This window comes from Alkalibaculum bacchi (assembly GCF_003317055.1).
Taxonomy (GTDB): domain Bacteria; phylum Bacillota; class Clostridia; order Eubacteriales; family Alkalibacteraceae; genus Alkalibaculum; species Alkalibaculum bacchi.
Genome location: NZ_QNRX01000002.1, coordinates 182,767 through 205,239, shown reverse-complemented (window position 1 = coordinate 205,239; position 22,473 = coordinate 182,767). Strand labels below are relative to the sequence as shown.

Here is a 22,473-nt window from a genome sequence, read left to right as displayed (position 1 = left end):
AGCAAGCCAAGTGAAAAATGAGGAGAGAAAGAAAGTTGGTATACTTGGAGGGACATTTAATCCAATTCATTTTGGTCATCTTTTGTTAGCTGAATCAGCAAGAGATCAACTTCAATTAGATAAAGTTCTTTTTATTCCAACAGGAACAAATCCTTACAAACAGGATATTGAGGATGCAGGGGTAAATCATCGGTATAATATGACGAAAATAGCAACTGTATCTAATCCCTATTTTGATATCTCTAAGATCGAAATGGAACGAGAAGGGGTTACTTATACAGTTGATACTTTAAAGGAATTAGATGAAATCTATGAGGACACTGATTTCTACTTTATATCAGGGGCAGACATTATTTTTCAGATTCATCAGTGGAAAGATGCTAAAATTGTATTAAAAAAGCTAAAAATTGTGACCACCTTTCGACCAGGATACGATGGTAAATGCTTGATACGAAGGATTAGGGAGCTTAATGAAAACTACGGTGCCAATATTACCAATCTTGATACCCTAGAAATAGATGTATCTTCATCAGAAATAAGATCTCGAGTAAAAAAAGGACATTCTATTAGGTACTTACTACCACAAAGGGTGCTAAAATATATATATGAGAATAATCTGTACAGGTGAAGTCGTTAGACGCTAGTCCTTAGTCCCTAGTATTTGGGTATTCCTTAAAGGTCATTTTAGCTACCGAAGATAGCTAAATGCTAGTGACTATAGACTAGTGTCTAGGGTCTAAGCAGGCGGCGCCTGCGCCAAGGGGGTGTTTTCTTGAATTACGACCAAATTGAAGGTAAATTAAGGGGGATCCTATCAGAGCATAGGTTTTTACATTCAATAGGTGTAGTTGAATGTGCCAGCGATTTAGCAATGAGGTATCATTGTGATATCGAAAAAACAAGAATAGCAGCAATTAGTCATGACTGCGCTAAAGAAATGAAGACGGAAGAGCTAATGGTCATTGCAAAGGATGAGAATCTAGAACTAGATGAGGTGATTCTTGCAGAACCTCAATTATTGCATGGACCTGTAGGGGAATTTGTAGCAAAGAGGGATTTTGGTATACAGGATGAAGAAGTATTGAATGCCATACATTATCACACTACAGGCAGGGCAAAAATGTCTACTTTGGAAAAAATCATCTATTTGGCTGATATTATAGAAAAGAACAGGTCTTATAACGGTATAGAAGAAGTAAGAAAATTATCAAAAATCGATTTAGATCAAGCGATTTTACGAGCTATTGATAATACGGTGCATTTTGTCATTTCGATGAATGCATTATTACATCCACAGACGATAGACGCTAGAAATTCAATATTATTAGAATATAAATGATAAGGAGAATTATATGGATCAAAAGACAGCAGAATTTGTTGAATTAATTAAGAAAAGTATAGATGATAAACAAGGCTTTGATATTGAAGCTATTGATGTAAAAGGTTTGACTTCGTTAGCAGATGTGTTTGTTATTGCAAGCGGCTCATCTGACCGTACTGTTCAAGCTATTGCAGACAATATCGAAGACAATGCCACAAAACTAGGTATAGAACCCATAGGCAGAGAAGGTCGTCAAGGAGGCCGCTGGATCCTACTAGACTACAATCAAGTAGTCGTCCACATATTTCATCAAGAAGAGAGAACTTTCTATAATTTAGAAAGACTGTGGAGTGACGGACGAAAGCTGTAAGTTTTATGTTCTAAGTTGTAAGTTCTATGTAGAAGTTGTAAGTTTTAGTTCTAAGTTCTAAGTTTTATGTAAAAGCACTTCGTCGCCTATGTTGACTTGATTTTTACTTAAAACAAGATTAGCTAATGCTACATGCTATTTGCAGGTATCTTGTCAATTAGGTGACTTTTGCTTTTACTTAGAACATACGACTTAGAACTTACAACTAATGTGTTTGACATGCAAATTAATGTTCATTATAATGATAAAAGATGGTAAATAAAGCGCCTATGGCGCTCTTTTTATAGGGAGTAATTTTTTATTTATAGAAGGTTCATTTCTGAGGGGAATTGAGGAGGCAAAAGAATGTCATCGTATAATTTTAAGAAGATAGAAAGAAAGTGGCAAAAGGAGTGGGAGGAAAAGGAAGTTTTTAAGGCAATTGATTTTTCCGAGAAACCAAAGTTTTTTGGTTTGGTTGAATTTCCATATCCTTCAGGTGTAGGGCTACATGTAGGACATGTTCGCGCTTACACTTCTCTAGAAGTAATATCGAGAAAAAGAAGATTAGAAGGTTATAATGTATTATTTCCAATTGGTTGGGATGCTTTTGGTTTGCCAACTGAGAATTATGCTATAAAAACAGGAAGACATCCAAGAGTTGTAACAGATGAAAATATTGAAGTTTTCACGAATCAGCTAAAAGAAATAGGATACTCTTTTGATTGGGATCGAACAGTTGACTCTACAGATCCAGACTATTATAAGTGGACTCAGTGGATCTTTCTAAATTTATTTGAAAAGGGTTTTGCTTATAAAGATACAACTTATGTTAATTTCTGCAATGATTGTAAAGTTGTTTTGGCCAATGAAGAATCTCAGGGTGGAGTTTGCGATCGATGTGGCAGTGAAGTTGTGCAAATGGAAAAAGATGTATGGTTCCTAAAGATTAGAGAATACGCAGATAAACTATTAGATGGTTTGGATGAAGTTCATTTTCCACCTAGAATTCGATTAGAACAAGAAAACTGGATTGGAAGATCTTATGGTGCTCAGGTAGATTTTTCGATTAAGGATTCTAAAGAAAAATTAACTGTATTTACTACAAGACCAGATACATTGTACGGTGCAACGTTTATGGTTATTGCACCAGAACATCCGCTTTTAGAGAATATGAAAGATCGAATCAGCAATTTGGACGAGCTCACTCAGTATCAAGAGCAAGCGAGGAAAAAGACCGAATTCGAAAGAGTTCAGTTGGCAAAAGAAAAGACAGGTGTAGAAATAAAAGGTATTTCTGCTATTAATCCTCTTAATGGAAATAGTATTCCAGTATGGATTGCAGACTATGTCATGATGGGTTACGGTACAGGCGCTATTATGGCCGTTCCAGGGCATGATACACGTGATTGGGAATTTGCAAAGAAATTTAACCTACCTATTGTTGAAGTAATTAAGGGTGGAAATGTTCAAGAAGAAGCCTATACAGATATTGAACAAGGAATACTCGTCAATTCAGGGCGATTGGATGGTTTAAGCGTAAAAGAAGCAAAGGCAAAAGCTATTGAATATGTAGAAGAGTTAGGAATCGGCAAGAGGACTACAAACTACAAGATGAAGGATTGGGCTTTTAATCGCCAGAGATATTGGGGAGAACCTATACCAATTGTTGAGTGCGAGCACTGCGGACTTGTAGGTGTGAATAAGGAAGACCTTCCTATTCGATTACCTGAAGTAGAAAATTATCAACCAACAGAAACTGGAGAGTCTCCACTAGCTTCTATTGAAGAATGGGTTAACACTACTTGTCCAAAATGCGGAGCCCCTGCAAAAAGAGAAACAGATACAATGCCACAATGGGCTGGCTCAAGTTGGTATTTCTTGAGATATACAGATCCACACAATCACGAGGAATTTGCGTCTAAGGACAAGCTAAATTATTGGATGCCAGTAGACTGGTATAATGGCGGTATGGAACATGTGACAAGACATCTTATTTACTCTAGATTTTGGCACAGATTTTTATATGATATTGGAGAGGTTTCAGTAAAAGAGCCTTATGCTAAAAGATCTGCTCAAGGCTTGATTTTAGGTTCTGATGGAGAAAAAATGTCCAAATCCAGAGGAAATGTCATTAATCCTAGAGACATTATCGAAGAATATGGTGCAGATACTTTAAGAACGTATATTATGTTTATAGGAGATTATGAGAAACCAGCTCCTTGGAACGATAATGGTGTGAAGGGATGTAAGAGATTCCTAGATAGATTGTGGAAATTGCAGGAAATTTTAGTGGATGGGGATGAATACAGCAAAGAAAATGAAGTCCTCATGCACAAGACAATAAAGAAAGTAAACGAAGATTATGAAGCTCTTAAGTTTAATACAGCCATTGCGGCAATGATGAGTGCTTTAAATGATTTTAATGGAAAAGGGCAGATTAATAAGGCAGAGTTTAAGACCTTTATTATGTTACTAAATCCTATTGCTCCCCATATCACAGAAGAACTTTGGGAGATTGTAGGTTTCGACGGAGTGCTAAATCAAGCATCTTGGCCAACATATGACGAAGAAAAGACTGTAGAATCAGTTATAGAAATGGCTGTTCAAGTAAATGGTAAAGTAAGAGGCAAGATCACCATTCCAGTAAACGCAACAAAAGAAGATGCTAATAAAGCCGCTATGGTAGATGAAAGCATCACAAACCATATTAATGGAAAGAATATCGTAAAAGAAATCTTTGTACCTGGGAAAATATATAATATTGTTGTGAAGTAAAAAACTCTCCCTTGGGGGAGTTTTTTACTTCACTAGCTGAAAGCTGAATGCGGAAAGCCGAAGGGAAAACCTTTCCTCGCCTTTGGGCGAGGTGGTTTTGACCCTAGCTACTGCATATATCATCCTGAGGCGCTTGCAACGAAGGATCTCTAAGAATTGACTAGTCATATCAATATATGTAGAAGTGGTAGTTATGTTTGTTTTCAAAAGAAGCCTATTGAGACCCTTCCTTGTGCTCTGGATGACTGTGTAGTAGCTAGAGTGTTCCGCTTTCCACTTTCCGCAAAATCAACTCTATAAAATTTGATATTTAACTAAAACATCTTTGCTAGTTATAAAGATGAAGGGAGTAGTTATATGAATCACATTGTACTATTTGAACCAGAAATCCCACAGAATACGGGGAATGTGGCTCGGACTTGTGCTATTACTGGAAGTAAATTGCATTTAATAGAGCCTCTTGGGTTTTCTTTAAATGACAAGTACTTAAAACGAGCAGGACTAGATTATTGGGATTTGTTAGATAAAGAAATTCACGAAAGTTTTGATGATTTTTTAGAAAAATATAATGGAACGAATCTGTTTTTCTTAACGACGAAAGCTCATAAATACTATATGGATATTGAGTATCCACAGGAGAGCTTTTTCATATTTGGTAAAGAGACAGCTGGATTGCCAGAGAAAATTCATGAAAAATTTGCAGAGCAAAGATTTAAAGTCCCCATGATCGATAACCCTCATGCAAGATCTTTAAATTTGTCTAATACAGTTAATATTGTTTTGTACGAAGCGTTGAGGCAGAATAACTTCCCGGGAATGCTTTAAGGTGGTCAGGTGGTAAGGTGGTTAGCAAAAGCATGCTCGCCAAAGGCGAAGTTGATTTTTCGGTCTTGTGTACTCGATTTTCAGCTTTTAAATTTTGAAATTGTGTAAAGTTAGTTTGTAGAGATCCTTCGCTTTGCTCAGGATGACTGGGCAGTAGCTTGGGTCTATATCTCACTAATGTTGCACTAAGGGATGAACAATGAACACTTAACAGTATAAAAGTTAAATAAGTTATTGAATATTTGTGGTATTCTACTGTTCTTGTTATAAAGTTCAGCATTCCGCTTTCCATTTTCCGCGTATCCATGAATGAAATCAGCCTTTACGGGTATGAATAAAATTGTTAATGAATATTATACATGTAGAAAAATAATAGGAGTGGTGAAATGCAAGATTATGATGTTGTAATAATCGGAGGAGGGCCTGCTGGGTTGTCAGCGGGATTGTATTCATCAAGGGCTCTGTTAAAGACATTGATTGTAGAGTCTGGTGCAGTTGGAGGTCAAGTTACAACTACTAGTGATATGGAAAATTACCCCGGTTCTATAAGCGATAATGCTATGGATTTAGCAAATCGAATGAAGGAGCAAGCCCTTCACTTTGGTACGGAAATTGTTACTGGTAGATGTAAGTCTGTAAAGAAAGTAGATTCCTATTTTCACATTGTAACAGATAAAGAAGAGTACAAGGCGAAAGCTGTCATCATTGCAACAGGTTCTCAACCACGAAATATAGGGTGTAAAGGGGAGCAAGAGTTCAGAGGTTTAGGTGTATCCTATTGTGCCACTTGTGACGCTAATTTTTTTAGAGGCTTACATGTAGTAGTAGTTGGCGGTGGAGATTCAGCCATAGATGAAGGACTATACTTGACGAAATTTGCTGATAAAGTTACTGTAGTTCATAGAAGAGATACATTAAGAGCCGCTAAATCTCTACAGAAAAAGGCTTTTGCAAATGTAAAGATGGAATTTATTTTAGATAGCGTAGTAGAAGAAATAAAAGGTGATGGCATTGTAAATGCAGTTGTTTTAAGAAATGTTAAGACAAAAGAACTAACAGAGCTGAAAGCAGATGGTGTTTTTGGCTTTGTAGGATATAATCCAAGTTCTGAACTGTTTAAGGATTTAGTTGAAGTAGATGGTAAAGGATATATTGTATCCGATGAAAATATGAAAACTACTGTGCCAGGAATATTCGTTGCTGGAGATGTTCGAAAGAAGATGTTAAAACAGGTAATCACTGCAACAGCGGATGGAGCAGTTGCTGCTATTAGTGCGGAGAAGTATATTACTGGATAAAGGTGGTAAGGTGGTAAGGTGGTAAGCAAATATGCGACTGACGTCGCAGTGAATGATGAACACGGAACAATGAATAATGAACAATTTAGAAGAGTAATAAGCGTCGCATATTTGTACTGTTCCATGTTCCATGTTCACTTTTCATTGTTCATTGAAAGTTTTTTTCTTTTTTTCGACCAAATCTTCAACCTATATCTCATTTATAGAAAGATTTATGACGAAGGTTTTTATCTATAATAAACTAAATATGAATTGAAAAGAAAAATTTTTTTTATCAAAATAAAAAAGCATCCATTTTTGGATGCTTTTTTAAAGTTGTATGGTTATTGGGTGTCTATGTCAATATAAGGTATAAGGTGTGATTAAGCAAATGAAGTGGCTTCTTCTGCACTTTTAGCTAATTCTCTTGCTACTAGTTTCGTAAGATCTACTACTCGGGCGGAATAACCCCACTCATTATCGTACCAAGATATGATCTTTACTAGATTTTGTCCTACCATCATAGTAGATAATCCATCTATGATAGAAGAATGAGAATCTTTTCGATAGTCTACAGAAACTAATGGTTCATTTGAAAAGTCTAGAATGCCATTCATATATGTGTTTGCAGCTTCTTCTAAAGCAGCGTTTACTTCATCTACAGTAGTATTGGTTTTTAGTTCATAGACTGCATCTACTAAAGATACGGCACTTGTTGGCACTCTCATAGAAGAGCCATTAATTAGGCCTTTAAGTTCTGGAATGACAATTCCGATTGCCTTTGCGGCTCCTGTAGATGTAGGGATGATAGATTCTGTTGTGGCTCTTGCCCTTCTATAATCCTTATGTGTTCCGTCTAATAATCTTTGATCATTAGTAAAAGAATGTATTGTAGTCATAAGTCCTTTCACAATGCCAAATTTATCGTTGAGAACTTTTGTAAATGGTGCGAGGCAATTTGTCGTACAAGAAGCATTAGATATAATGTGATGTGTTTCTGGGTCATATAGGTCCTCATTTACACCCATGACTACAGTGATATCTTCGTCTTTTCCGGGGGCTGTGATGATTACTTTTTTAACTCCTTTAGCTAAGTGTTTTTGCGCACTTTCTCGGTCTCTAAATTTTCCAGTTGATTCTATTACAATGTCAATATCGTATTGATCCCATGGAACGTCATCTAGATTTCTTTCTCCTGTAATATAGACTTTTTTTCCATTAATGATTAGTCCGTCTTGGACTATTTCAATAGTGCCGTTAAATCTACCAAATAGAGAATCGTACTGTATTAAATGAGCTAACAATTCATAATCTGTTGAGTGATTAATAAGTACCAATTCAAAATCTTCACATTCTTGTTCTTCAAGAATCCTTAATACATTTCTTCCTATTCGACCGAATCCATTAATTGCTACCTTAATTGCCAATTGTATATCTCCCTTCGACATATATGTATAATAATTAAAATTTAGATAGATAAAAATGAGCTTTATTTCATTGAAAAGTATAACACATTATTTGTTCAATATGCAATATTTTATGTAAACAATTTCATATTATTTATGTGTTAAAAGAAGAAAAAATTGAAGAATTTTCTTGTTTACTATTGAAATAAAAAACAAAAGCATATATAATGTATTTAATGACCCGCAGGGACAAAATTGACCCAATGTAATACGCATAAGTTTATTGAGTTTGGGAGATAGTAGCATGGGAGGATTAGATATGGATGATAAAGAGCTCATTCGCATTCAACAAAAGATTATCCCAGAAGTGCTAGAAATGATGGAGTTGCGGTATGAATTATTGTCCTATATTAAAGCCCATCAGCCTATAGGTAGGAGAAATCTAGCCAATGAATTGTCTTTAGGTGAAAGGCAAGTTCGCAATGAAATCGAATTTTTTAATAAGCAGAATTTTGTCCTAGTTGAAAGACAAGGGATTTCTCTAACAAATTTAGGAGAGAAAATTCTCGCACAACTAAAAGAGGTCATGTACCATTATAAAAACTTAGAGGACCTCATAGAGAAATTGAGAGATAAACTTGGAATTAAAAAAGTTTTTATTATTCCAGGAGATAGTCAAAAAAATAAAACAATTTTAGAATTTATGGGGAAAACTGCGGCAAACTATATTATAAGTATTTTAAAGAATCATTCTATTATCGCAGTAACTGGAGGTAGTGGCGTAGCAGCTGTTGCACGTAATTTCCCAGAAGTACATTATCCCAATATCACCGTTCTCTCTGCAAGGGGTGGAATTGGAAGAAGTCATTCGACGCAAGCAAATAGCATCGTCTCTATGATAGGCAACAAATTGGATGCTCAACAAGAGGTATTACATTTACCCGATAATATCGATAAGGATATACTCAAAGTTTTGAGAGAAACTCCTGATATAAAGGATGTATTCTGTAAATTTGACGATATCGATATATTAATACAGGGAATAGGTAGAGCTGATGTTATGGCTCAGTGGAGAAATCTACCACAGGATGCCATCAAGCATTTAAAGGATGAGAATGCTGTGGCTGAAACATTTGGACATTTTATTAATCAAAGTGGCCAAATTGTATGTCCCTCTAGTAATGTAGGAATTAACATTGAACAATACCTTAAAATTCCTATAGTAGTAGCAATAGCTGGAGGGAAAGATAAAGCAAATGCAATTAAAGCAACATGTAATGTAAGACGAGATTTGATCTTGATTACAGATGAATGTGCAGCTAATGAAATAATAAATAACTAGGAGGAATCATCATGGCAGTTAAAGTAGCAATCAATGGTTTTGGTAGAATAGGACGTTTAGCATTTAGAGCAATTTTTGGAGATACAAATTTTGATATTGTAGCAATCAACGACTTAACAGATGCAGCATCTTTGGCATATTTCTTAAAATACGATACTTCACAAGGCAGATACGATAAATCTGTAGAAGCAAAAGAAGGTGCAATCGTAGTTGATGGCAAAGAAATTAAGATTTTAGCGGAAAGAGATCCAGAAACTTTACCTTGGGGTGAAATGGGTGTAGACGTAGTTATCGAATCTACTGGTTTCTTTGCAACAAAAGAAGGTGCAGAAAAGCACATTAAAGCAGGTGCGAAGAAAGTTATTATCTCTGCTCCAGCAAGTGGTGAAGTAAAAATGATTGTATTTAATGTAAACCACGATATTTTAGACGGAACTGAAACAATAATCAGTGGTGCATCTTGTACAACAAACTGTTTAGCACCAGTTGCAAAAGTATTAAATGATAAATTTGGTCTAAAAGAAGGTTTAATGACTACAATTCATGCGTATACAAATGACCAAAAAACACTAGATGGTCCTCATAAAGATGTAAGAAGAGGTAGAACAGCAGCGGCAAATGCAATTCCAACAAGCACAGGTGCTGCAGCAGCTGTAGGTAAAGTACTTCCTGAACTTAATGGAAGATTAGATGGAGCAGCTATTAGAGTGCCTCTAACAACAGGTTCCTTAGTGGACTTAACATTTACAACAGAAAAGAAAGTCACAGTAGAAGAAATCAATGCAGCAATGAAAGCAGCGGCTAACGAAACTTTAGGTTATACTGAAGATCCAATCGTTTCATCTGATGTTATTGGAATGAAATACGGTTCTTTATTTGATGGCACATTAACTAAAATCATTGAAAAAGATGGAGAACAATTGATTAAGATCACTTCTTGGTATGACAATGAAATGTCTTATACTTCTCAATTAGTACGACTTGTTAAATACTTCGGTTCAATGAATAAATAATTAAGACTTGAATACGGGAAGGAGATACCTCCTTCCCGTTTATTGTATGTGCAGAAAAAATCACTTCGTAGTTTTTTCTCAGGTGGTAAGGTGGTAAGGTGGTCACTAGAGTGACCTGGGTTTCCACAGTCCACTTTCCACGCTCTTATATAATATAAATAACATTTTATTTCTTGATATAATAACTTGATTGATGTATCATGATTGTGGTAAATTATACCACATATTATCTCCGCAGCTTTGCTGCGTCGGTCGTTTGCACCTGCTCATAAAAATCAATCCATTGTTATATGCAAGCATAAAGAATGACTTGATTTTTGCGAGCAAATCTGTTGGTTCGTATTTTGGGAAAAAGAAGAACAAGGAGGATGGATACTATGGCGAAGAAAAGTATAAAAGATGTAGATTTAAAGGGTAAAAGGGTATTAATGAGGGTTGATTTTAATGTTCCTTTTAATGAAACAAAAGAGATTACAGACAACGGAAGAATTGTAGGTGCATTGCCATCTATTAAATACATTATAGAACAGGGTGCAAAATTAGTACTAATGTCTCATTTGGGTCGCCCAAAAGGAAAACCTAATCCTGAATTTTCTCTTGAGCCCGTAGCTAAGGAATTATCAAAATTATTAGATAAAGAAATTACTTTTGCTAATGATGATTTAGTAGTTAGTCCAAAAACAGTAGAAATGACTTCTCAGCTAAAGGATGGAGATGTACTTTTACTTCAAAATACTCGATATAGAAAAGAGGATGAAGCAAATGATCCCGAATTTTCAAAAGAGTTGGCTTCATTAGGTGATGTTTTTGTAAATGATGCTTTTGGAGCTGTTCATAGAGCTCATGCTTCAACTGCTGGAGTAGCAGAATATCTACCAGCTGTATCTGGTTTGTTAATCGAGAAAGAATTGCGTATTATGGGAAATGCATTAGACAATGCAGATAGACCTTTTGTAGCAATACTTGGTGGCGCTAAGGTTTCCGATAAAATTGGTGTTATCAACAATTTAATTGAAAAGGTAGACACATTGATTGTTGGTGGAGGTATGTCTTATACTTTTCTAAAAGCTCAAGGTTATGAAATCGGAACCTCTTTATTAGAAGAGGATAAAATTGAACTTGCAAAAGAATTAATGAATAAAGCAAAAGAAAAGGGTATAAAATTCCTTCTTCCAGTTGATGTAGTTGTAGCAAAAGAGTTTGCTGCTGATGCGGAGCATAAAACTGTAAGCTTTGATGCTATACCTTCAGACCAAGAAGGTTTGGATATTGGCGAAAAGTCGAGAGAAATATTTAGCGAGGAAATCGTAAAAGCTAAGACAATTATCTGGAATGGACCAGTTGGTGTATTCGAATTTGATGCATTTGCAAAGGGTACTCTTGCGATTGCTGAAGCTATGGCAAAAGCAGATGCTACCACTATTATAGGTGGTGGGGATTCAGCTGCTGCAGTAAAGAAATTAGGCTATGGAGATAAGATGACTCACATTTCTACAGGTGGGGGAGCTTCCTTGACATACTTAGAAGGAAAATCATTACCAGGTATTGAAATTTTAGAGGATCTATAAGGAGAATAAGATGAGAAGACCAGTAATTGCAGGTAATTGGAAATTAAATAATAATATCGAAGCAACGAAAGAATTTTTATTACAATTAAAGGATAAAATAAAAGACGCAGAAGTGGATGCAGTTATTTGTCCTACTTATACGTCCCTTAGCACTGCAATAGAATTATTGAAGGACACTGATGTAAAAGTAGGTGCACAAAACATGCATTGGACAACATCAGGAGCATATACTGGAGAGATTTCTGGCGAGATGCTTAAAGAACTAGGAGTAGAGTACGTAATTATCGGACACTCTGAAAGAAGACAGTACTTTGCTGAAACAGATGAAACAGTCAATAAAAAAGTACTAAAAGCGTTATCTTTAGACCTTATTCCTATAGTATGTGTTGGAGAAAGTTTAGAAGAACGTGAAAAAGGTCTACAAGAAGATATTGTCACAAACCAAGTCCGATTAGCATTAGAAGGCGTAACCAAAGATCAAATAAGCAAAGTGATTATTGCATATGAACCAATCTGGGCTATTGGCACCGGAAAAACAGCTTCAAGCGAACAAGCTGAGGAAGTATGTAAATGGATTCGAGAAACAGTAGAAAAACTCTACACATCACAAGAATCTGAAGCAATAAGAATTCAATACGGCGGAAGCGTAAATAAATCAAATGTAAAAGAACTAATGGGCATGCCAAATATTGATGGAGCATTAGTAGGTGGCGCAAGTTTGAAAATGGATTTTGTGGACTTAATAAAATACTGATTAAGGTGGTCAGGTGGTAAGGTGGTAAGGTGGTCAGCAAAACCATTGTTCGCCTAGAGGCGAGGTAATCTCTCACCTCTCAACTCGTAGGGAACGACGCCCTCGTCGTTCCACACAAAGTCACCCTTGGTGACTAAATGGTTTTACTTAGAGCTTAGAACGTATAACTTAGAACTTACACGAGGGGGTTTTGGATATTTTAAGTGCAATTATTATTTTAGATGGCTATGGTTGCTCGAAAGAGACTGCAGGAAATGCTATAAAAGCTGCAAAGACACCTGTTTTAGATGCACTTTGGCAGGAAAATCCTCATAGCTTGCTTAATGCGAGCGGCTTAGCGGTTGGTCTTCCTGAAGGACAAATGGGTAATTCAGAAGTTGGTCATCTTAATATAGGTGCCGGCAGAGTCGTCTATCAAGAATTAACTAGAATTACAAAGTCTATAGAGGACGGAGATTTTTACGAAAATCCTGAATTAATTGAAGCAATTGAAAGCGCAAGAGTCAATGGTACCGCAATTCATTTAATGGGGTTATTGTCTGATGGAGGCGTACACAGCCATCAAGATCACCTTATAGCTTTGATTGATATGATTAAGAAAAAAGGCTTTAAGGAGAAAGTTTATATTCACTGTTTCCTAGATGGACGTGATACTCCACCTACAAGCGGTTTACACTATGTAGAACTTTTAGAACAAAAAATTGGAGAAATCGGTCTTGGGCAGATTGCAACCGTTTCTGGTAGATATTATGCGATGGATCGAGACAATCGCTGGGAAAGAGTAAAGCTAGCATATGACGCGATGGTAAATAGCGTAGGAAAAAAAGCAGAGTCTGCTGTACAAGCAGTGAAGGACTCCTATAAGGAACAAGTTAATGACGAATTTGTCTTGCCCACTGTTATTTGCAATGGAGAAAATCCAATAGGCGCAATTGGCGAAAAGGATTCCGTCGTGTTTTTTAACTTTAGACCTGATCGAGCTCGTCAAATTACCCGTGCATTAACAGACGAAGAATTTGATGGTTTTGAAAGAGAAAATGGTTATAAGAAACTTTATTTTGCAACGATGACTCAATACGATACTACACTTGATAATGTTCATGTGGCATTTAAACCACAGTCTATTAATAATACACTTGGCGAGACCATTTCAAAAAACGGGTTAAAGCAACTTCGAATTGCAGAAACAGAAAAATACGCTCATGTAACTTATTTTTTTAATGGAGGAGCCGAAAGAGAGTATGCGGGGGAAGATAGAGCCCTTATCTCATCCCCTAAAGTTGCTACTTACGACTTAAAACCTGATATGAGTGCATATGAGGTAGCAGAAAAGGTAGTAAAGGCAATAGGAGAGAAGGACTACTCTCTTATAGTCCTTAATTTTGCTAACTGTGATATGGTAGGACATACTGGCGTTTTTGGTGCAGCAGTAAAAGCTGTTGAAGCGGTAGACGAATGTTTAGGCAAAGTTATTGAGGCGATAAAGGCAAAAGGTGGCTGTGCCCTAATTACTGCAGATCATGGTAATGCAGAGCAGATGGTCGACCCTGAAAGTGGCGAAGCTTTTACAGCCCACACTACAAATCCAGTTACATGTATTTTAACAGGCGCTAAGGATGTTACATCTATTAAAGATGGCAAATTAGCTGATATTGCACCAACTATTTTACAATTACTAAATATCGATAAACCAGCTGAAATGACTGGAGAATCGCTAATAAATTAATAAAATTTTGAAGGGAGAATATCATATGACAATTATTAATGATGTATATGCAAGAGAAATCTTAGATTCAAGAGGAAATCCTACAGTAGAGGTAGAAGTAACATTAGAGAGTGGTGCTTTTGGTAGAGCACAAGTGCCATCAGGAGCCTCAACAGGTGCTTTCGAAGCAGTAGAACTTAGAGATGGGGATCAAAATAGATATTTAGGTAAAGGTGTTACAAAGGCGGTTGACAATGTCAACGATATTATTGCCCCAGAAATTATCGGTTTAGATGCAAGAGATCAAGTTGGCATCGACCAATTGATGATTGAATTAGATGGCACCAACAATAAAGGAAAATTAGGAGCAAATGCGATCTTAGGCGTATCATTAGCTGTTGCAAGAGCAGCTGCAGAAGCTTGTGGTTTACCACTGTACCAATATCTAGGTGGAGTGAATGCAAAAACGCTTCCAGTTCCAATGATGAACATTTTGAATGGTGGAGAACATGCTGACAACAATGTAGATATTCAAGAATTTATGATTATGCCAGTTGGTGCAGATTCTTTCAAAGAAGCATTGAGAATGTGTGCTGAAATCTTTCACAATCTCAAAAAAGTTCTTAACAGCAAAGGGCTTAGCACTGCAGTAGGTGATGAAGGTGGTTTTGCTCCAAATTTATCATCAAGTGAAGAAGCTCTTGATGTAATTATTGAAGGTATTGAAAAAGCTGGATACAAACCAGGAGAAGATATATTCTTAGCTATGGACGTAGCCGCTACAGAAATGTATCAAGACGGAAAATACAATTTCAAAGGCGAAGGTGTTGTAAGAACAGCTGAAGAAATGGTATCTTATTTTGAAGAATTAGTTGCTAAATATCCAATCATCTCTATTGAAGATGGTCTATCAGAAGAAGATTGGGAAGGTTGGAAGCTTTTAACAGAGCGATTGGGAAGCAAAATTCAACTAGTAGGTGACGATTTATTTGTAACAAATACAGAAAGATTAGCAAGAGGTATTGAACAAGGCATCGCAAATTCAATATTAATAAAAGTAAATCAAATTGGTACATTAACAGAAACATTAGATTCCATTGAAATGGCAAAAAGAGCAGGTTACACTGCAGTAATTTCACATCGTTCTGGAGAAACAGAAGATTGCACAATCTCTGATTTAGTAGTAGCAGTCAATGCTGGACAAATCAAAACAGGTGCACCTTCAAGAACGGACCGTGTAGTAAAATACAATCAACTTCTAAGAATCGAAGATGAATTATTTGAATCCGCAAAATACAATGGAATTAAATCTTTCTACAATCTTAAAAAATAATTTAGACTCTAGTCACTAGACCCTAGACCCTAGCATCAGGGTATTCCTCTAGGGTCTTTTTCGTGTAATAGGAAAGTTTTACTTTTGACATTGATTCCTCCCAGTCATCTTGAGCGCAAGCGAAAAATCTTGACCCAAAAGGAATACATACAAGCTAGCGACTAAAGTCTAGGGACTAAAGACTAGCGATTATATTCTTTCTCTTGCTATCTTTTTTACCCTATGTTAAAATGTTATTGTTAAACAATTGGTTAAGAGGTGTGACATGCAAACTTTTATTTTAATAGCATTGGTTATTTCGAGTATTGTGTTAATTGCAAGTGTAATGTTGCAATCTGGTAAGGATGCTGGTTTGTCCGGATCTATTGCTGGAGGAGCGGATGGTCTTTATGGTAAGAAAAAAAGTAGAGGTTATGACGCTATTTTTGAAAAAATGACAAAGATTTCTGCTACGGTTTTCATGTTATCTGCATTTATAAACTCGCTGTTATAATTTTTACAAAGATGAGCCACTAACGTGAAATCAATAAAATGTTAGTGGTATCTTTATGTTTCGTTTGAAAAGATTTACGAACTTATTTGATGTAAACTTTAAAGCCTGTCTTAGTAATAGGCCTAAGCACAAACGTGCATGTATTTGCATCAATATATAGAGAGTAAACCTTAAAATAAATTATTAAAGGGGAATTATATTATGGATTGGATTTATTCAGCACCAAATGTAGGCGCAGTCGCCCTTCTCTTTGCTCTATACTTCGCTAAAAAAGTGGACAAGGTAGATGCTGGAACAGATAGAATGAAGGAGATTGCTTCCTATATACACGATGGCGCCATGGCGTTTTTGCGTAGACAGTACATGTATATGGCTGTTTTCATTGTAGTGGCAGCAATAATTTTAGCAGTAACACCAGGATTAGGTTTATACACTGCAATTTGTTTTGTTCTAGGAGCAATTTGCTCGATTTTAGCAGGGTTCTTCGGCATGCAAGTTGCTACAAAAGCAAATGTTCGAACTGCTAATGCAGCTAGAGAAGGTGGAATGAACAAAGCATTAAGCATTGCCTTTTCAGGTGGAGCAGTTATGGGAATGTGTGTAGTAGGTTTAGGATTATTAGGCGTTGGAGCACTTTATATTATTTTTAAAGATCCTACTATTGTCACAGGTTTTGGTCTTGGAGCTTCTTCTATGGCTTTATTTGGACGAGTTGGCGGTGGTATTTATACAAAAGCAGCAGATGTAGGCGCCGACTTAGTAGGTAAAGTAGAAGCAGGTATTCCAGAAGACGATCCTAGAAACCCAGCCGTAATCGCAGACAATGTTGGTGACAATGTTGGTGACGTTGCAGGTATGGGTTCGGATTTATTTGAATCTTACGTAGGTTCTATTATTTCAGCTCTTACTTTAGGAGCCATAACATATGGAATAAGTGGAGTAGCTTTTCCATTAGTACTTTCAGCATTAGGCGTTCTAGCTTCTATTATTGCAACATTCTTTGTAAGGGGAGATGAAAAATCAGACCCACATAAAACTTTAAATATAGGAACTTATGTAGCAGGAATTATCGTTATAATAGGATCCTTTTTCTTGAGTAGATACTTCTTTGATGGCCTTAATGAATTTATTGCTATTGTAGCAGGTCTTGCAGTTGGTATTATTATTGGAAGAGTAACAGAATATTACACTTCTGCTGATTACAAACCAGTACAAAAAATTGCACAACAATCTGAGACAGGTGCAGCTACAAATATCATCAGCGGTCTTGCGGTTGGTATGTACTCAACAGCTATTCCTGTAGTACTTATCGTAGTAGCAGTATTAATTGCATTCAATTTCGCAGGTCTTTATGGTATTGCACTTGCAGCTGTAGGTATGCTTTCAATAGTAGGTATTACGATTGCAGTTGATGCTTATGGTCCAATTTCGGACAATGCAGGTGGTATTGCTGAAATGGCAGAGTTAGATCCATCTGTTCGAAAAATTACGGATACGCTGGATTCAGTAGGTAATACAACAGCAGCTATTGGTAAAGGTTTTGCCATTGGTTCCGCAGCACTTACAGCATTATCTTTATTCGTATCCTATGCGGCAGCTGTAGGGCTTACAACTATCGATATCTTAAATCCAATTGTAATCGCAGGTATGTTTATTGGTGGAATGTTGCCATATGTATTCTCCGCTTTAACTATGGAAGCAGTTGGTGGAGCGGCAAACGAAATGATTGAAGAAGTAAGAAGACAATTTAGAACCATTCCAGGTATCTTAGAAGGAACAGGAAAACCAGATTATGCTACTTGCGTAGACATCTCTACAAAAGCTGCATTAAAGAAGATGATTGTTCCAGGTTTATTAGCAGTAATTGTGCCATTAGTAGTAGGATTTATATTAGGTAAAAACGCCTTAGGTGGACTTCTTGCAGGAGCAACTGTTACAGGTGTTCTGGTAGCGATTCAAATGGCAAACTCCGGTGGAGCTTGGGATAATGCGAAAAAGTATATCGAAGGTGGAGCGCATGGTGGGAAAGGTAGCGAAGCTCACAAAGCAGCTGTAGTCGGCGATACTGTAGGAGACCCATACAAAGATACATCAGGTCCATCTATTAATGTCTTGATAAAACTAATGACTATTGTTTCCTTAGTATTTGCACCATTATTTTTATAATTAAATAGCACATTAAATAGAATGCCTTCTGGGAGAGTAATCTTCTGGAAGGTATTTTTTTAAGGACAGGTGGTCAGGTGGTCAGGTGGTCAGCAAAAACTTTAAAGCTCAAAAGGTTTTGGTTGGTCGGTTGGTTCGTTGGACGGTTGGACGGGAAAACCACACTCGCCGAAAGGCCAGGTAATGTAGATTCTTCGCTTCGCTCAAGAATGACTTTAGTTGAAGTTGTACGCGTTTAACCCCATTTGAGATGGTTGTATAAACCCATGCTAAAGAATGACTTTAGTTGAAGTTGTATTTTCGTGTTGAGGCTTAATCTTTTTTGATGTTTTGCACTTTGACCCTAGCGCCTGCACATGTCATCCTGAGGCTTTAGCCGAAGGATCTTAAGACCGTCGAGGTCACACCTAAGTGTATTTAATTCTCAATTGTAAATTTTCAATTGTGCGCAAAGCGTACGAAAGGTATAATGGTCTAGGGAGTTGGAAAATTATGAGAGAGATTATTTATTATTTGTTTATAGTTAATGTAGTAAGCATTTTATTCATGTATGCAGATAAAAAAAGAGCTATAAGGGGAGAGTATCGAATAAGTGAAAAGGTTCTTCTTGGCTTAAGTGTAATGGGGGGGAGTCTGGGCATATGGTTTGGTATGCATAGTTTTCATCATAAGACAAAAAAACCAATCTTTAAATATGGTGTGCCTATTATTCTTTCTATTCAAATTATTTTGTATATTGTTTATACATTTAATAAATAATAAATACAATAAAATAGGAATGGTCTTTAGTTATTAAAACTAGTCTTAGAGATAGTTGTTTATTATAAATAAAAGAGTGATAAAAGTATGGGAATAAGGAGGGGAAATTTTGATTTCAAAAGAAAATGTATTAGCTCTAATGGATCACGAAGATTATAAAGCTATGGGATATAAGGATATGATTTATTTATTTGGTTTGCATAATAAAAAAGAGAAGAAGGCTCTTAAAGATATTTTACATGCTCTATTAGAAGAAAATAAGGTAATGCAGAATAAAAGAGGCAAGTATATCTTACCTGATCCGAATAAATACGTCTCAGGGACCTTGCAAGGTCATGCTAAGGGTTTTGGCTTCGTTATTCCTGATGACAATATATTTGGCACAGATATTTTTATCAGCCCTGCTGACTTAATGGGAGCGATGGATGGAGATAAAGTCCTTGTAAAAATAGAACGAAAATCTGGAAACAATAAAAGCGCAGAAGGAGAAATTATTCAGATTTTAGAAAGAAAGTCTCAGCTAATAGTCGGTACCTATGAGGACAGCCGAAATTTTGGTTTTGTTGTACCGGATAATAAAAAGATTTTTCGAGATATATATATTCCTAAAAATGGTCATGAAACGCCAAAGACAGGTGATAAAGTTGTAGTTGAGATTACGGTGTGGCCAAGTGCCAACCGGAGCCCTGAGGGTAGAATTGTAGAATTACTAGGTCATCAAAAAGATATCGGTATTGATATTTTATCTATAGTACGAGAGCACAATTTACCAGATGATTTTCCTGATGAGGTGAAAGTTCAATTACACAATATACCGAGTATTGTAGAGGAGAAAGAAATAGCGAATAGACGAGATCTAAGGAAGATGAAAATGGTCACTATAGATGGTGCAGATGCAAAGGATTTGGATGATGCAGTGTCTATTCAAAAATTGCCTAATGGACATTACAAATTAGGGGTTCATATTGCTGATGTAAGCTACTATGTTACTGAAGGAAGCGATATCGATAAAGAAGCATTCGATAGAGGTACGAGCGTTTATTTATTAGACCGAGTTATTCCTATGCTTCCTAGAGAATTATCTAATGGGATTTGCAGCTTGAATGCAAAGGTAGATCGCTTAGCTTTTAGCTGTGAGATGGAAATTGACAAGGGTGGAAAAGTAGTACAACATGATATCTTTAAATCCGTTATCAATGTAAAGTCAAGAATGACTTACGATGATGTGACAGAGATATTAGTTCACGATAATGAAGAGCTAAAAGAGAAATATAAAGATTTAGTAGAAGATTTTAAGTCTATGGAAGAGTTGGCGCAAATTCTTCGTGAAAAGAGGAGGATGAAGAGAGGCGCTATTGATTTTGACTTCCCTGAATCAAAAATCTTATTGGATGAAAAGGGTAAGTCTGTAGGCGTAGAGCTTCGAGAAAGAACGATTTCTCATAGATTGATCGAAGAGTTTATGTTGGTATGTAATGAGACAGTAGCAGAGCATATGTTTTGGACACAACTGCCCTTTGTATATCGGGTTCATGAGGAACCTAAATCCGAAAAAATACAGGCATTAAGCGAGTTTATTCGAACCTTTGGTTATCGTATTCACTATCAGGACACTATTCATCCCTCTGCACTGCAAAAACTGCTAGAAGATGTATCTGGAAAACAAGAAGAAGCTCTCATAAGTAGATTGACATTAAGGTCTATGCAACAAGCTCGTTACTATGAGGAAAACTTAGGTCACTTTGGTCTGTCTGCACAATACTACACCCATTTTACCTCGCCGATAAGAAGATATCCTGATTTGATCATTCACCGTATTATCAGTGAAATGTTAGAGAACAAATTGACGGATAAGAGAATTGAAAAATTACAAAAGAAAATAGGCGAAATTAGTAAGCAGTGTTCTCAAAGAGAGCGAAGAGCTGAATTAGCTGAAAGAGATGTAGATGATTTAAAGAAATGCGAATATATGCTTACTAAGATTGGAGAAGAATTTGAGGGAATTATCTCTAGTGTAACATCCTTTGGATTTTTCGTGGAATTAGAAAATACAATAGAAGGCCTCGTAAGAGTTCAGACAATAGATGATGATTACTATATTTACGATGACAAAAAACACAGATTTATAGGTGAACACACGAAGGAAATTTATAAATTAGGTGATAAAGTAGATATCGTCGTTCATAAAGTAGATATGACTACTAGACAGATCGATTTTCTATTAGTTGACAAAGATGAAGAAATAGATTATAATAATATAACCATTGATGATGAGTCAAACAATGGTCAATATTGATTTATAGATAATAATTACAGGCGGACAATTTTGTTCGCCTATATTCATCTGTTTATATTAAAAAATGCACTGTAAAGCTGCCGCAAGTGAGGGGTGTACTGTTGAAAAATAATGGAATAAAAGTAATCGCTCAAAATAAAAAAGCAAGACATGAGTATTTCATTGAAGATACTTATGAAGCCGGCATAGAGTTATTTGGTACTGAAGTAAAGTCCATTAGAGCAGGAAAAATTAACTTAAAGGAATCTCATGCAGATATCAAAAATGGCGAAGTCTTTGTTTACAATATGCATATCAGCCCATACGAAATGGGAAACATATACAATAAAGACCCTCTAAGGGTTCGAAAACTATTGCTACACAAAAGCGAAATTAGAAAACTAATCGGTCTCAGGCAACAACAAGGCTACACCTTAGTACCACTAAGTGTATACTTGAAAAACAGCAAAGTAAAAATAGAACTAGCCCTGGCCAAAGGAAAAAAACTCCACGATAAGAGACATGATATAGCGTCTAAAGATGCCGAGCGAAGAATGGCACAAGCTACAAGGCGATAAAATCGCCTTAGTTCTAAGTTTTAAGATCTAAGTTCTATGTGTAAAAGCACTACAGTCATCAAAGATGACAGAATACTGGAAGAACAGTTTTAGATTAATTGGAAATATTTTAGTAATATGAAAATAAGCATTTCTTATTTATAAAATATTTTAGGTAGTGATATTATGGGTAGTTCATTTGAATACCTTAAGGTTTGGCAAAAATCTAGTGATTTTATAATTGAAATATATGATATTCTTTTACAATATCCTGATTACGAGAGATATGCTATGGTATCACAAATAAGAAGAGCTACAAACTCTGTATGTGCTAATATCGCAGAAGGAACTGGGAGAAGAACAAAAAAAGATTTTATTAATTTTCTTTATGTAGCAAGGGGTTCTCTAGAAGAAGTAAGAAGTTTCCTCTTGATTTCTGAGCGATTAGGGTATATAAATAAAGAAGAGCTAAATAAATTAAAAGTAAGTTCAGAGACAATAAGTAAAATGTTAAATGGCCTCATCAAAAGTTTGTACAATGAAATTGTGTAA

Annotated in this window: 19 protein-coding genes; 18 read left to right on the top strand and 1 reads right to left on the bottom strand. The window is 36.1% G+C overall.

Annotated elements, in window-relative coordinates:
- Positions 1-10 precede the first annotated feature (10 nt).
- The 6 genes from nadD to trxB all read left to right on the top strand — a co-directional run bounded on the left by nadD (position 11) and on the right by trxB (position 6,571).
- Entirely contained in the window at positions 11-628 is a 618-nt protein-coding gene (nadD, locus tag DES36_RS02335) for a nicotinate-nucleotide adenylyltransferase (RefSeq protein ID WP_113919607.1), read from the top strand.
- 144 nt (positions 629-772) lie between these two features.
- Positions 773-1,339, top strand: coding sequence for a bis(5'-nucleosyl)-tetraphosphatase (symmetrical) YqeK (yqeK, locus tag DES36_RS02330; RefSeq protein WP_170128140.1), 567 nt, complete (start codon positions 773-775; stop codon positions 1,337-1,339).
- 13 nt (positions 1,340-1,352) lie between these two features.
- Entirely contained in the window at positions 1,353-1,691 is a 339-nt protein-coding gene (gene rsfS / locus DES36_RS02325) for a ribosome silencing factor (protein WP_113919605.1), read from the top strand.
- 345 nt (positions 1,692-2,036) lie between these two features.
- Positions 2,037-4,448: a leucine--tRNA ligase gene (gene leuS / locus DES36_RS02320; RefSeq protein WP_113919604.1), complete on the top strand. Its 2,412-nt coding sequence runs from the start codon at positions 2,037-2,039 to the stop codon at positions 4,446-4,448.
- Between the two features lie 357 nt (positions 4,449-4,805).
- Positions 4,806-5,273 carry a tRNA (uridine(34)/cytosine(34)/5-carboxymethylaminomethyluridine(34)-2'-O)-methyltransferase TrmL gene (trmL, locus tag DES36_RS02315; RefSeq protein WP_113919603.1) on the top strand — a complete coding sequence of 156 codons (468 nt, stop codon included), beginning with the start codon at positions 4,806-4,808 and terminating at the stop codon, positions 5,271-5,273.
- Positions 5,274-5,659: 386 nt separating this feature from the next.
- On the top strand, positions 5,660-6,571 hold the full coding sequence (trxB, locus tag DES36_RS02310; protein WP_113919602.1) for a thioredoxin-disulfide reductase: 912 nt from the start codon (positions 5,660-5,662) through the stop codon (positions 6,569-6,571).
- 362 nt (positions 6,572-6,933) lie between these two features.
- Here trxB and gap (DES36_RS02305) read toward each other — a convergent pair whose 3' ends face one another.
- Positions 6,934-7,977 carry a type I glyceraldehyde-3-phosphate dehydrogenase gene (gene gap, locus DES36_RS02305; RefSeq protein WP_113919601.1) on the bottom strand — a complete coding sequence of 348 codons (1,044 nt, stop codon included), beginning with the start codon at positions 7,975-7,977 and terminating at the stop codon, positions 6,934-6,936.
- 283 nt (positions 7,978-8,260) lie between these two features.
- Between gap (DES36_RS02305) and DES36_RS02300 the strand changes: the two genes are divergently transcribed.
- From DES36_RS02300 to DES36_RS02245, 12 genes are all read left to right on the top strand, one after another.
- Positions 8,261-9,298 carry a sugar-binding transcriptional regulator gene (locus tag DES36_RS02300; RefSeq protein ID WP_113919600.1) on the top strand — a complete coding sequence of 346 codons (1,038 nt, stop codon included), beginning with the start codon at positions 8,261-8,263 and terminating at the stop codon, positions 9,296-9,298.
- Positions 9,299-9,309: 11 nt separating this feature from the next.
- Positions 9,310-10,311, top strand: a complete 1,002-nt coding sequence (gene gap / locus DES36_RS02295; protein ID WP_113919599.1) for a type I glyceraldehyde-3-phosphate dehydrogenase — start codon at positions 9,310-9,312, stop codon at positions 10,309-10,311.
- 377 nt (positions 10,312-10,688) lie between these two features.
- Positions 10,689-11,879 carry a phosphoglycerate kinase gene (locus DES36_RS02290; RefSeq protein WP_113919598.1) on the top strand — a complete coding sequence of 397 codons (1,191 nt, stop codon included), beginning with the start codon at positions 10,689-10,691 and terminating at the stop codon, positions 11,877-11,879.
- A 10-nt stretch (positions 11,880-11,889) separates the two neighbouring features.
- Positions 11,890-12,633, top strand: a complete 744-nt coding sequence (gene tpiA / locus DES36_RS02285; RefSeq protein ID WP_113919597.1) for a triose-phosphate isomerase — start codon at positions 11,890-11,892, stop codon at positions 12,631-12,633.
- Positions 12,634-12,823: 190 nt separating this feature from the next.
- Positions 12,824-14,359 (top strand): 2,3-bisphosphoglycerate-independent phosphoglycerate mutase, encoded by a 1,536-nt coding sequence (gene gpmI / locus DES36_RS02280; protein ID WP_113919596.1) that lies wholly within the window; start codon positions 12,824-12,826, stop codon positions 14,357-14,359.
- Positions 14,360-14,384: 25 nt separating this feature from the next.
- On the top strand, positions 14,385-15,671 hold the full coding sequence (gene eno / locus DES36_RS02275; protein WP_113919595.1) for a phosphopyruvate hydratase: 1,287 nt from the start codon (positions 14,385-14,387) through the stop codon (positions 15,669-15,671).
- 265 nt (positions 15,672-15,936) lie between these two features.
- Complete coding sequence (secG, locus tag DES36_RS02270) at positions 15,937-16,164, top strand: preprotein translocase subunit SecG (protein WP_113919594.1); 228 nt, start codon at positions 15,937-15,939, stop codon at positions 16,162-16,164.
- 201 nt (positions 16,165-16,365) lie between these two features.
- On the top strand, positions 16,366-18,330 hold the full coding sequence (locus DES36_RS02265) for a sodium-translocating pyrophosphatase (RefSeq protein ID WP_113919593.1): 1,965 nt from the start codon (positions 16,366-16,368) through the stop codon (positions 18,328-18,330).
- 492 nt (positions 18,331-18,822) lie between these two features.
- A complete protein-coding gene (locus tag DES36_RS02260) occupies positions 18,823-19,089 on the top strand; it encodes a DUF1294 domain-containing protein (protein ID WP_113919592.1) in 267 nt (88 codons plus the stop codon).
- Positions 19,090-19,198: 109 nt separating this feature from the next.
- Positions 19,199-21,385, top strand: a complete 2,187-nt coding sequence (rnr, locus tag DES36_RS02255) for a ribonuclease R (RefSeq protein WP_113919591.1) — start codon at positions 19,199-19,201, stop codon at positions 21,383-21,385.
- Positions 21,386-21,483: 98 nt separating this feature from the next.
- A complete protein-coding gene (gene smpB, locus DES36_RS02250) occupies positions 21,484-21,942 on the top strand; it encodes an SsrA-binding protein SmpB (protein WP_146953591.1) in 459 nt (152 codons plus the stop codon).
- A gap of 165 nt (positions 21,943-22,107) precedes the next feature.
- The gene (locus DES36_RS02245; RefSeq protein ID WP_113919589.1) at positions 22,108-22,473 is read left to right on the top strand and encodes a four helix bundle protein; all 366 of its coding nucleotides are present in this window, start codon (positions 22,108-22,110) and stop codon (positions 22,471-22,473) included.